General features: G+C 47.0%; 11 protein-coding genes. 6 read left to right on the forward strand and 5 right to left on the reverse strand.

Annotated features, from left to right (window positions below; translation table 11 throughout):
• From K6J72_RS05745 to flgD, 5 genes are read right to left on the reverse strand one after another with little or no spacing between them, the layout of a single operon-like run.
• Positions 1-489: a PAS domain-containing protein gene (locus K6J72_RS05745; RefSeq protein ID WP_221279162.1), complete on the reverse strand. Its 489-nt coding sequence runs from the start codon at positions 487-489 to the stop codon at positions 1-3.
• A 47-nt stretch (positions 490-536) separates the two neighbouring features.
• Entirely contained in the window at positions 537-2525 is a 1989-nt protein-coding gene (locus tag K6J72_RS05750) for an ATP-dependent helicase (RefSeq protein ID WP_221279163.1), read from the reverse strand.
• Complete coding sequence (locus K6J72_RS05755) at positions 2526-4196, reverse strand: DUF262 domain-containing protein (RefSeq protein WP_221279164.1); 1671 nt, start codon at positions 4194-4196, stop codon at positions 2526-2528.
• 3 nt (positions 4197-4199) lie between these two features.
• Complete coding sequence (locus K6J72_RS05760) at positions 4200-6008, reverse strand: flagellar hook-basal body complex protein (RefSeq protein WP_221279165.1); 1809 nt, start codon at positions 6006-6008, stop codon at positions 4200-4202.
• Positions 6005-7417 carry a flagellar hook assembly protein FlgD gene (flgD, locus tag K6J72_RS08650; RefSeq protein ID WP_221279166.1) on the reverse strand — a complete coding sequence of 471 codons (1413 nt, stop codon included), beginning with the start codon at positions 7415-7417 and terminating at the stop codon, positions 6005-6007. The genes K6J72_RS05760 and flgD overlap by 4 nt, the downstream gene beginning before the upstream one ends.
• Before the next feature lie 147 nt (positions 7418-7564).
• Here flgD and K6J72_RS08440 point away from each other — a divergent pair, with 147 nt between their 5' ends.
• From K6J72_RS08440 to K6J72_RS05795, 6 genes are all read left to right on the forward strand, one after another.
• The gene (locus K6J72_RS08440; RefSeq protein WP_260320539.1) at positions 7565-8869 is read left to right on the forward strand and encodes a glycosyltransferase family 4 protein; all 1305 of its coding nucleotides are present in this window, start codon (positions 7565-7567) and stop codon (positions 8867-8869) included.
• A 71-nt stretch (positions 8870-8940) separates the two neighbouring features.
• Positions 8941-9870, forward strand: a complete 930-nt coding sequence (locus tag K6J72_RS05775) for an SAM-dependent methyltransferase (protein WP_221279167.1) — start codon at positions 8941-8943, stop codon at positions 9868-9870.
• Positions 9857-10417 carry a restriction endonuclease gene (locus K6J72_RS05780; RefSeq protein WP_221281159.1) on the forward strand — a complete coding sequence of 187 codons (561 nt, stop codon included), beginning with the start codon at positions 9857-9859 and terminating at the stop codon, positions 10415-10417. The genes K6J72_RS05775 and K6J72_RS05780 overlap by 14 nt, the downstream gene beginning before the upstream one ends.
• 5 nt (positions 10418-10422) lie before the next feature.
• Positions 10423-11403: a tetratricopeptide repeat protein gene (locus tag K6J72_RS05785; protein ID WP_221279168.1), complete on the forward strand. Its 981-nt coding sequence runs from the start codon at positions 10423-10425 to the stop codon at positions 11401-11403.
• Positions 11404-11424: 21 nt separating this feature from the next.
• Positions 11425-11856, forward strand: coding sequence for an SEL1-like repeat protein (locus K6J72_RS05790; RefSeq protein ID WP_221279169.1), 432 nt, complete (start codon positions 11425-11427; stop codon positions 11854-11856).
• A complete protein-coding gene (locus K6J72_RS05795; protein ID WP_221279170.1) occupies positions 11826-12059 on the forward strand; it encodes a hypothetical protein in 234 nt (77 codons plus the stop codon). The genes K6J72_RS05790 and K6J72_RS05795 overlap by 31 nt, the downstream gene beginning before the upstream one ends.
• Positions 12060-12151 lie beyond the last annotated feature (92 nt).

Genomic DNA, 12151 nt, shown 5'->3' on the forward strand with positions numbered 1-12151 from the left:
CTATAGGCGTTGGAGTTGGTTGACCCACTGGTCGTAACTGCAATTTTGTGTGGCCAATGTTTCCTCTAGCAGCCGCCTACTTGCATCCATTCCCCCTCTTTTCTCAGTTTCAAGCAAACGGGTATAAAGCGGAATGACGATCTCTAGGGCTTTTTTATTGGGGGCGCGCCGCACAGAATAATAGCCGATGGTGTTGCCTTGTTCATCAATGGAGGCAGTGGCAGTGGCAAAAACCCAATAAAAATGCCCATCAAAGGTTTTATTTTTGACATAGGCAAGCATTTCTTGCTGTTTGGGGATAGTGTCCCACAAGAGTTTGAATATAATGCGGGGCATGTCAGGGTGGCGGATAATATTGTGAGGTTTATGCAGGACATCCTTTTCAGAGCAGGCGACAATGTTGCAAAAGTATTTATTTGCATAGGTGATCACCCCTTTGGTGTTTGTTTTAGTAACCAAAAAACAATTCGGGTCCACAAACTTCTCCATGCAACTCTCCAGCAAACAAATCGAGGCAATAACGAGATTATAGCAAATTAACAATTTTTAGAGGTTAACAACCCTGCCTCCATTAAAAACCGCGAAGGTTGGTAAGCGGCTTTTTTCATTTTATCCTCTTTGGCATAGGACAAATACAGGTGATCTTTAGCCCGTGTTACGGCGACATAAAACAAGCGCCGCTCTTCCTCCAGGCTGCCACTCTGTTTGGCCAATTTAGTGTTAGGAAAACGCCCCTCCATTAAGTCGATCACATACACCGTGCCAAACTCCAGCCCCTTGCTTGCATGCACGCTTAAGAGCTGCACCCCGCTCCCGCTTGCCATCTCTTTAGAGCCGAGCACCATCGCGTGTAAAAAGTCGCGCAAGTTTTTATAACTTGTGGCAAGCTGTACCGACAAGTCCACCCTTTGCTTGATCTTAACCTGTGCACTCTCGTATAAGTTCTTATCAATATGCCCATCCTTGGTTTTTGCGCGCTCTTTGGCTAGGCTTGTAGCGATCTCTTGAAACCACACCGACTGGGCAATGTGGACTAGGCTTTGTGCGGGCAATTTGGGGGTATGGGTCTTGCAAAGGGTGTAAAGCTGATCTAAAAACGAGGCGGCGGCTTGGGTGAGCTTGGGGTGGGTTAAAAGGGGGTGGTTTTTAAACGCACCGCTCACTTGGTGGTTGGGCGCGGCTAGGGGCACAATGGATTCAAACAAGCCCATTTGGGGGCGTTTGACCTGTGGGTAGGGGTTTTTGTTGTTGGGCTTTAAGAGTCCTTGTAAACTATTGCCATCGCCTAAAATCTGCAAGGCCAAATAAAGGTCTTTGGCCAAAGCGTTGCCGATCCCACTGCCATAGCCAAGCACCTGCATGGTCGCCATCATGTCCTTAGAGTAGCTCAAAAAGGCGCAGATGTCTAAGAGCAACTTCACTTCCTTAGTGTCAAAGAACCCCACCCCTCCCTTACGCCTTGAGGGCACGCCAAGCTCCCTTAAAGCCGCCTCGCACCCCTCAGCACTAGAGTTGTTTCTAAACAAAATCGCCACTTCTTCAAACCCCCCCCCTCTGGCGATGTGCGCCGCAATGCCCTTGTATTGCCCAAACAGCTCGTTGTATTGCAAGAGGGTGGGGGTGGAGGGGTTGGTGGTTTTCACCACTTCTAATTGCTTGGGGTAAATGCGCGGGTTGTGGGCAATCACTTTATTCGCAAGGTTTAAAATCGCGCGGCTGGAGCGGTAGTTTTTTTGCAAAGTGAAGACTTGGGCTTGTTTGTACTTAGTGGAGAAGTTGCTGATGATAGAAATGTCCGCCCCATTGAAGGCGTAAATGCTTTGATCGTAATCGCCCACGCAAAATAAGCTTTGGGGGCGTAAAGCGTCTAGCACCGCATCTTGCAGGGGGTTGGTGTCTTGGTATTCATCGCACAGCACCTCTATGAAGGCGGGGGGCTTGTTTGCCATCGTGTCCTTGTAGCGCAACAACAAATCGTTGTAATCCACATAATTTTGTTCTTTTTTAAGCTCGCTAAAAAGCTCTAGGGCGCATTCGTAACGCTCAATGTAGTCAGCTTGTTTGGCATTGCGATCTAAAAGCCAATCCCCAAAACTTTGCTGACTCTGGGCGTTGAGATAGTAGGAGTAAAGGTCATATAAGTGGCTCGCCCCATAGGCGCAATCTTCTTTGATGCTGTGGTCCTGCTCTAAAACGCTCTTTAGCAGGGTTTGCATCTCTCTAGGTTGCTTGAGGCATAGAGTGGGGTCAAGGGTTGTTAAATGGCGGTAGGCGATGGCATGGAATGTCCCCGCTTCAATGAAAGCGGCCTTGCTGGTGTGCTGGGCGAGTCTTGCTTTCATTTCTTGGCTGGCCTTGTTAGTGAAGGTGAGCAGTAAGATTTTCTTAGGGTCAATGCCGCTTTCTAGCAGGTGCAAAATCCGCCCCACAATGGTAGAAGTCTTGCCCGTGCCCGCCGAGGCGATGACTAAATTCGCCCCTAGGGGGGCTTGTGTGGCTTGGAGCTGTTCGGGGTTTAAGCCCATTTATGTCAGCTCTTTGATTTTGTCCAAAATCGCTGCCGCACGCATGTCCAAAAAAACTTGGAAGTTTTCAAGCACATCAGGGCTATTCGTGTCGATCAAATGGGTTTTTAGAGTTTCTTGTAAGTGTAGGTTTTTGGCTTGAAACTCAGGGACATACAGGGCGGGGGATTTATCCTTGATCTCTTGATTGAGCTTTGCGCTCAAAAAGGTGATGTTGGCGATCACATCAGCATTGAGATGGGGAGCGGTGTGTTTTAAGTGGTTTTTGGGGAAAAAGTGGTGTAGGTTACGCTTTTTGGTCTTTGTGGTGTCGCTTAAAAAAATGTTATCCAAAAGCACCTTGCTATTGTTGTCAAAATCGCAAGGTTCTAAGCTGGCTAGAACACATAAAACCCCCCGGTGCAGCCCGCTTTTAATGTTGATCTTCTCTTCTATCAAAAACTTTTTAGTGATGGTGTAAAAAGGGAGCTCTTTTTTAAAATCAATGGGTTTTTCTTCATAAATGCGCCTGACTAAGCCCAATTGTTTTAACAAAGTGTCTCCTCCTATGTTATTACCAAAAAACATGCTTCTAAATAAAAGCTGCCTTAGGCGCATCACTTGGTTGGCGTTGGGGCTTTTATGCCCGCTTAAGGCGTAAAAATAGGCCATGAGCATAAACGAGCCAGCGGAGGGTAAAAAGTCAAAAGAGGGGATTTTTAAATCATGCTTGAGCAAGTGGGCAGCGTGGGTAAAGCAGGGGGCGACAAAATCCCATTGTTCTTGTACCTTTTTAGGTTCTAGCTTTAAAATCGCGGTGTTTGAAATTCTTTCCTTTAAATTAGGCGCATTGTCATGCAATAAATAGGAAATGAGTTGCAAGACCACTATAGGGTGGTTAAAGGCGTAATCCAAACGCGCCAATTCTTCATTTAAGTCTTCAAAACGGGTTTGTAGATCAAAGCCGGATTTGGTGATGATGGTTTGGCTTACATCGGTTGTGGCAGGGGTATAAAACTTAGCACACATCACTTCAAAGGATGTTAGCTTTGTCCCGCCTGTGTTGATGCGCGCAAAGATTTCAACGATCTTTTCTAGTGGGGCGTTGGTGATCTCGATGATGGGCAAGCGGTATTTTTCAATCCTTTTTTTAAACACATCGAAGCGTCTAGCCGCTTCAAGACTCAAATTGTATTTCTCTTGTATATCCAAAATGCTTTGGGTGATGAGATCATACACACTTACAGCGACCTCTCCAACCACGCTTTTGGGATCGCGCACAAAGCAAAAATCCCGTTCTTCATCGGCTTCAAGCCTTAACATGATGTCTTGGTAATTGTCAATAACCCTAGCACTCCTTTGCACCTTTAGCCCCTGATACACGACAAAAAGGGCGGTGATGCGCTGTTGGCCATCCAAGATATAACGGATTTCCCCCGCTTTAGGCTCTTTTAAGAAAACTTGCCCGATCTCGCGATTGGCCTGTAAATGCTCCTGTGTTTTCCACACCACAAAACTTCCCGTAGGAAAGCCCCTAACAAGGCTATCGATGAATTTAGCGGTCTGATCCTTTTTCCACACAAAATCCCGTTGAAAACGGGGGATTTGGTATTCCCCTTCTATGAGGCAATGGATCAACTCGTGGCAGTCTCTTTCGCTGTAGGTGCAATAAAAATCCTCAAAACCCGGCATGCACTACTTCTTTAAATTAATCGCTTCTTTGACTAAATCATCGCCTGTGGTGAAGGCCTTAGCGTTCATGGAGTAGCCCCTCTGCATTAAAATCAAATTCGTTAAAGACCGCCCCGCATTGACATTGCTGGTTTCTAGGTACTTGTGCATGATCTTGCCAAATTTGAGCTTGCCATCATCGCGATCCCAACCTAAAATGGGATTCCCGCTTAAAGGGGCGGTACGCCCATCCCTAGTGGCGTTTGTGATGTCAAATAAATTGCTCCCCACTTTACGCAAACCCTGATCGTTTGTAAAGGCGGCGATGCCCACCCGCCCCATCGTTTCGATCGCCCCATTGCTAAAAGCTAAATGGATCACCCCGTCATCGTCTATACGCATGTTTTGGAGTATGCCCTTAGGCTTGCCGTCTTGGGAGATTTGGTAGATTTTAGAATCTTCGTAAGGCACATCGCTGGACTGGTAGTCATCGCTCTTGGCGAGGTTGTAGGTCAAAGGCGTGCCCTTAAAATTTAGGGTAACCGGCTTGGCTTGCATTTTGCCGTCTTTGTCAAAGGTGATCGTTTGGCGTACGCCTTGTGGGGTGATGGGGAGTTTTGAGCGCATTTCTAAAATCGAACTCTCCACATCCCATTTCTCTATCGTGGGCGGGTTTGCCATCGGGTCTTTGGAGTTGGTCATGAAGAAGTCGCTCTTGAGCAAGTATTTATCCCCGCCCTTGTCGTAAATCTCGGCTGTGGTGCTGTAAAAGGGGATTCTGATCCCCACAGAGTCGCGGGTTTCACCTTTTTTAAGAATCATCCCGCTTGCCGTCCAACCCAGCTTTTCTGCCATCGGCCCGCCGATAAACAGCGTAGCCTCTGGGTCTGTGGGGTTTTTGATCTGCAACATGAGGGGGGATTTGAGTTGATCGGGCTTGCTCTTGGCGATCGTTAAATCCAAATGGGCTTTGGTTTTTAAGAGATTTTTTAAATCTCCCAAAGTGTGGAACTCGTTTTTCTCAGGTCCGCCCGTGCCGTATTTAAAAGTCAAATCCTGCGCCATGTCGCCCTTCACCATCATGATCTCTAAATTGCGGTGCATGGCTAGGTCCAGCGGCTCGTTGTCGTCATTGGCTAGGGCATTGGCATCTTGGTTTAAAAACCGCTCATTGATGATCTCGCCATCTTTGTCTAAAAAATACTCTTCAGCGGGGCGGACATGGTTTTTGGCATTCAAATTGATGCTCATGTCCACTTTCGTGGTCAGCACAGGCTGGTATTGCACATCTCGGGGCAAGTACAAGGTGCTGAGCTTCCCGCTCTTTAAAATCTTGGCCTCTTCATCGGGGTTGCCTGCCACCAACACCCCATTTTTGATCTTATGCAAATCCACGCCATAGACATAGTAGCCATGCGTGTTGACGATGTAGCCATCCGCATCCCTTAAGAAGTTGCCATCCCGGGTGAAAAAATTCTCCTGCGCCTGCTTGTAGCCGTCTTTGTTGATCTCCATGCTCCCGTTTTTGTTTGGGCCCACAATGAACCACCCGCTCCCCTGGTAGGCCATGTTAAAGTCCGAATCACTCGGCATATACTCGCCATCTTTATCCGAAAGGGCGTTGCTGCCCTTGGTAACCCCAAAGTTGCGATCGTCAGCCGTAACATTGGTCCCCCCCAAAGTGTCTAAATGGGCGGAGAAAAGGGATTTAAATTCGGGGATGTTCTCTCTGTAGCCCACCGTGTTGATGTTGGCGATGTTGTTAGACAAGCTGTCTATGCCAAATTGGTGTGTCTTGATGCCTGAATAGGCGTTGAGTAAGGTGTCGTTCATGCAAAACTCTTAGAAGTGGGGTTGGTGTGCGTGCTGGCTTGCTCTAGGGGATTAGGGCGGTGTGGCACCTGTGCTACGCTAGCGTGAGGGGCTGTGCTAGCATGTGGGGTTGGCGTAGCGTGTGAGGCTGTGCTGGCGGTGTTGGTGTGGTTAAAGTCCTGCATAGGGCGGGAGTTTTGTGTAGCGCGGGCTGTGGGGCTGGTGTGGCTTTGCGGGTTAAAAGCATTTGTGTGGGGCGTGGCGTTTAATCCGCTGGCGTGGTTTGGAGTTTGCTCTAGCGGATTGTTGGTGCGGGCTAAACTTGGGCTTGGCGGGTTGTGGGCGAGACTAGCGTGGCTAGGCTGACTTAGGGGGCTGTGGCTAGGGTTGTGGGCTTGGGAGCTGTGGGGCATGGCATTTAAGCCATTTTGGGCGTGGGCTGGGTTTGTGGGCTTAACGCCTTGGGCAGTGCCGGCGTGGCTGGCTGTGGGGATTTTGGCTAGGCTAGGGGTGTTGTTAGGATTCGTGGGCTTAGCCACTTGTGCGGGGGCTTGGGGCTTGGGGGGATTTTGGGGGATAAAATGCACGGCGTTTTCTCGCTGTTCTTTTTCTTGTCTTGTAGTGTTTCTATCGTAAAACTCTAGTGCGCTATCCATCGGCAAGATCATTTCACCCATGCGCAACATCGGCTTACCCTTTTCAAACACCACGCTTTGCACTTCACCCCGCCCGATACGGGTGTGTAAATATTTGTTGCTCTTGGGGTCTAAATTGTACTCGGCAAAGACCTCATAAGTGCCCGGGGCCACGGGCTTGCCCTGATCATTCAAGCCGTCCCACTCAAAGCGCACATACCCCCCCTCTCCTTCCTTGCTTTTGAGCGAAAGGGTGCGGACCAATTGTTTGTCCTTGTCAAAGATTTGCACCCCTGTGTTGCCCTCGCTGTTTTTAATGGGCTCGTCAAAGTAGAGCGAAAACTCCACCTTGCCCTTAGTAACATTGATTCCCTTGACATCGGTTTCAGCGATTTTGCCGATCATAGACACGCTGTTTAAACCGCTCGCCTGCGTCATCGCTAAATTGCTCTTGAGCGTGTTATCCACGCCCTGATCCAAGTGGTCTAAGGTTTCTTTCAGCTTGCCTTGAAAGTCTTTTAAGGATTTGTTGGTGTCCCTTGTGGATTGCATGGCATCAGCGACCTCCTTCATCGCCTTTTTGTTCTCCTCTTGCATTTCCACTTGCGAGAGTTGGGCGGTTTGGCTGATGATCTTATCCGTTTCCATCGGGGCGGTCGGGTCTTGGTTTTTAAGTTGCTCTAAGAAAAGCTTCATGAACGCATCTTTGTCTAAACCATTAGCGATTTTAGGTTCGTGCTTTTTTTTCTCCATCGCCGCCTTTTGCCCCGTAACTTCGGCTAAATCAATGGGCATGCCATCCTCCCAAATTTAAGGATTCTAGCCCCCATTATACACCACAAACCCTAAACCTTAAGGCATATCCAAAGAAAAATCCCCGTGTATTTTTGTTCCATTTTTCTTTATAATGGCAACCTTAAACCACCATAAAGGCAAAACATTTTGATTCTTTACGCCACAGAGCAATACTACCCCTTGCAAACGGGGCTGGCTAGTGCCGATTACGGGCTCACTTACGCTTTAGCCAAAGCGGGGCACAAAGTCTATTGCATCACCAGCAACACTTACGCCAACAAGCCCCTAAACAGAAGCGGGAAGACGCATAAAGTCAAAAGCGGTTCTTTAGAACGCATGGCGATAGAAATTGCCCCGAATTTATTTGTCCTCGAGTTTGCGATTTACCCGGGCAACCCGCATTGCCAAATGTGGCAAGGGGAAGTGCAAGCTTACCAAGACTTTGTGAAAAACTTTGCGTGCGATTTGTCCATCACCTCAGCGATTTTGACATGGACAAGCGATTATGTCCTTGACTTGCTCCCCACCCTCCAAGCCAAGAGGAAAGTTTTAAGATTGCATGGCGAGTGGGCTCTCATGCACGGCACCCCCAAATCGCTTAAATTTGCCCTCAAAGATTGGATCAAGCGTTTATGCTACAGCCCCGAGCGTTATAAAATGGGTTCGTATGTCCCGTGGCTAAGAAGCAAGCTGAAGGCAACCCTCAAAGACTACGATTGTGTGTTTTTCTTGCACAAGCGTAGCCACGCCCACGACTACCTCAAACCCTATTGCAAGTGCGTCAAGATGTTGCCCAATGGGGTGTTTGAAAAGGACATTTGCCCGCCCAAAACCCTTGAAGCCGCGCTAAAATCCACAATCCACAATCCACAATCCACAATCCACAATCCACAATCCACAATCCACAATCCACAATCCACAACCGCTAGTCTTTTAAACTCCCCCTACTTACTCAATGTTTCTAACTACTACAAAGAAAAGGGACAGGACTTTGTGCTTCAAGGCTACTATTTAAGCCAAACACAAATCCCCCTAGTCTTTGTCGGCGCACTAGAGCAAGGGACAACCTTAAGCGATTTAAAGCAACTCAAAGCCCAGCTAGACCACACACACGGGAGTAAAGAGGTGTATTTTCTCTGCCAAGTGGACAGGGGAGGCGTGTTAGAACTCTTTAAAAACGCCACACTATTTTTGCACGCTAGTCATGAAGAGTGCTTCCCGATGGTGATTTTAGAGAGCATGCAATTTGGCGTGCCCTTCCTTTGCACCGATGTGGGCAATGTGCGAGACTTGTGTGCCCAATTGATCGTGCGCACCCCCCAAGAAATGGCAGAAAAAATAGACACACTGCTAGGCGACCCCGACCACTACAACGCCACCGCAAAAGAGTTGCATCAAACCATCCAAGAGTACACCTACGAGCGCATCATTGAACGGCTTTTTGAAGTGTAGGCAAAGGGGGCTTAAGCCCCACCCTTAAAACTTTAGCTAAAATCTGCATTTTTATCATTGCAGGGGTGTTTATGTCTTTAAAATATGTCAATGGCGGGCTGATGAAAGCAAATGCTAAAAACCACCTAGATGCTTACTACACCAAACCCGCCATCGCCAAAGAGCTTTTTAACACCACTAAAGAGGTTATCGCCCAATACGAAAACCTAGACAAATACACTTGGCTAGAGCCCAGCGTGGGGGAGGGGTGTTTTTACGATCTCTTACCCGAAACTAAAATCGGGATCGACATCAACCCCACTAAAGAGGGCGTGATTCAAGCTAACTTTTTAGAGTGGGAGCTCCCAAAAAAGCCCCTAATTGTGATCGGCAATCCGCCCTTTGGGCATCGGGGAGTTTTGGCTTTGGAGTTCATCAAGCACGCTCAAAGTGCGGAGTTTGTGGCCTTTATCTTGCCCATGTTTTTTGCCAGTCTAGGCAAGGGGTCGGTGCGCTATCGGGTGCCAAATTTGCATTTATTGCACGAGCAACCCCTACCTAAAAACTCTTTTTACCTAGCCAATGGCAAAGAAAAGGACATCAGCTGTGTGTTCCAAATTTGGAGCAAGAATCACAAAAACCCCACCAGCGAGTTTAATTGGTACCGCCACAAGCAAGGCGAACCCTTTAGCCATTTATTAAAAGTCATCACTGTGTCCTTAGCCAAGAATAGAGAATGCGGCAAGACATGGATTTTTGAGAAAAAAGCCAATTTTTATCTCTCTAGCACCTTTTTTAAACAAACCGCCGTCGTGCCTGAGTTTGCGCAAGTGAATTACAAAAGCGGAATCGCCATTATTTATCACGAAAACGCCCCTAAAGACAAGTTAGACAAACTCTTTTTAAACGCGAATTGGTGTCAATACAGCTCTCTAGCCACAAATGGTTGCCGCCACATTGGCAAATCGCACATTTACCAACTTTTAAAAGATGGGGGGTTTAGTGAAAATGACCATGCATGAGATTTTATCAACACTCATAGAGCGCAAATATGAAGAGATTAAGAAAAAACAGCAAACGGGCATGTTTGAAAAGATTTTTGCTTTTGAAGCAAACGCCATAGGGCAGATTGGGGAGGCGTTTGTGAAAGAAGTTTTTAAAGCCTTTAGCTTGCCTTTAGATTCAAATAAAGAAGTGATCCACGATGAATACGATTTGCTCTCACAAGGCAAAAAGATAGAGATCAAAACGGCTAGAAAAGGTTTAAAAAACGACACATTTCAATTTAATGGGATCAACCCTAAATACAATTACGATTACATTATCCTATTGGGCATCACAGCCAACGATTTGCTTTACTACATCATTGACAAAAAGCAAGACCACAGCTACAAGCACAAAGAACGCAAGGACACAATCCGCATCAATGGTAAAGAAAAGAAATTGGTGGCAATGAACCCGGGCAATCAAGCCAACTACAAACTCACCCTATCTTTAAAGGAATTAAAACCCATTGCAGGATTTGCAGAGGAGCTGACAAAGATTTTTGGGGGTGGCAATCATGATTAAACATTGTGTGCTACAATCCCCCTTCATTCCAAACAAAAGGACAAACCACACTTTCCACTTTCAGCAAAGCTTTAGAAAATGCCTACCACCAAAGCACAGAGGACGACACAGAGTTAGAAAACGCTTTAGCGCAATTTAAAAAATGCAAAGTCAAAACAAACGCGGCGTTAAATGCCCTCAACTCTGCCACAGCAAGCCCCCAAGCTTTAGAACAAGCCAATAACTTAGCTAAATCTTTAGAGGATTTAGAAGTGTTGTTAAACGCTTTGCAAGAAAGCCACACAGATTTATTGCAAGGCACAAACTCTAGCCAAAACCCTAACCCCACACAAGCCACAAATGCGGACGCGTTGCGTCCTTCCCCAAACACCACAGCCCTTGAAGTCAAGCCCCTATGGAAATACGGCGCAAACACTTTGCAAGCCTTTAAAGATTACATGCAAGCCAAAGACACCGGTAGTGCTAGCGCGTGGCTAGAGCTAGGCAAAATGGCGGTGGAGGGGATTGTGTTATACCCGGATAACAACACAGCCATGCGTTGTTTTCAAAAGGCCATAGAATTAGGCTCCGTGCAAGCGATGGTGGAGCTGGGTAAGGTGTATATGGAAAATAGGGACACACAAATTACAGAGTATGGGAGTGGGGAGGCATTGAGTGGGGAGGAGGTCATTCATGCCTTAAACCCCCTAAAAGACGATCTAGAGAGCGAGGATTATTTAACAATTTTCAAACATTGCCAAGTCTTTAAAGACAAAACGCTCACAAATTGCCAAGAAAAAGCACAAGAGCTTTTTGAAAAAGCAGGGGAGCTAGGGGAGGGGCGCGCTTACCGCCAATTAGGCGAACTATACCGCCAATATAATAATTTTGGCGAAACTGCGGAGGGCTCTAAAGCCAAATCTTACGAGTGTTATAAAAAGGTGGTGGAATTATTAAAACGCCAAGCCAAACAAGGCGACACAGAAGCATGGGCTGAGATGGGATAAGCCTTTGTCAATCGGCTTTGGTTGGCAGAAAAAGAGGAGCAAGATTATCAAGATGAAAATTTGGTAGAAAAGGCGATCGAAGCGTTCCAAAAGGCGATAGACCTTGATTGCCATGTCGGGTGTTCTTATTTGGGGCGGTTCTATGACTACATTAAAAATTTTGATGGGCATGAAAGCGAGCAAGACGAGCAAAAATCTATCCAAGCCTATAAAAAAGGGATTGCATTAGGCAGTGGGCTTTGTGCTAGGCAACTTGTATGGGATCACGCCACACCGCCGGACTTTAACCCGCTGATGCTCTCGTTAATGGAGGGCAAATCCAAACCAGAAATCATACAAACTTACTTTAATGCCTTTGATCAAAATATTAAATGGCTTAAAATGGCGGTGTCTTACCGGCACTACAAAGCCTTGCCGATCTTGTGGAATACCTCGCCACTCAAGCCCACTTAGCCAAAGAATACGGCTTTGAGGAGGAGGAGCAAAAACGCTTAAATCAATACGAACGGGACTACAGCACTTACCGCAGATTCACTAGAGAATTAGGTCCCAAACATTGGCATTTTTACTGCGGTTCTGGAAGTGTCTTTGACCTCAAAGTGTTTTTAGAGCATGGTGTAAATGCTTGGCGTTTGACCATGGGCACTGTGTCCTAAAATGGCACACCACCGCTAAGGACTAACCCCTAAAACAAAGGGGTTACAACTCGGCTCTACTAGGTCTGTTGTTGATGCACCTATCATCCACC

Source organism: Helicobacter sp. NHP19-003, from assembly GCF_019703305.1.
In the GTDB taxonomy this organism is placed as follows: domain Bacteria; phylum Campylobacterota; class Campylobacteria; order Campylobacterales; family Helicobacteraceae; genus Helicobacter; species Helicobacter gastrocanis.

Bases quoted from the DNA above. Each gene is read 5' to 3' on its own strand.
- K6J72_RS05745 (WP_221279162.1), bottom strand. From the start codon at position 489: ATGGAGAAGTTTGTGGACCCGAATTGTTTTTTGGTTACTAAAACAAAC.
- K6J72_RS05750 (WP_221279163.1), bottom strand. From the start codon at position 2,525: ATGGGCTTAAACCCCGAACAGCTCCAAGCCACACAAGCCCCCCTAGGG.
- K6J72_RS05755 (WP_221279164.1), bottom strand. From the start codon at position 4,196: ATGCCGGGTTTTGAGGATTTTTATTGCACCTACAGCGAAAGAGACTGC.
- K6J72_RS05760 (WP_221279165.1), bottom strand. From the start codon at position 6,008: ATGAACGACACCTTACTCAACGCCTATTCAGGCATCAAGACACACCAA.
- flgD (WP_221279166.1), bottom strand. From the start codon at position 7,417: ATGCCCATTGATTTAGCCGAAGTTACGGGGCAAAAGGCGGCGATGGAG.
- K6J72_RS05780 (WP_221281159.1), top strand. From the start codon at position 9,857: ATGACCATGCATGAGATTTTATCAACACTCATAGAGCGCAAATATGAA.
- K6J72_RS05775 (WP_221279167.1), top strand. From the start codon at position 8,941: ATGTCTTTAAAATATGTCAATGGCGGGCTGATGAAAGCAAATGCTAAA.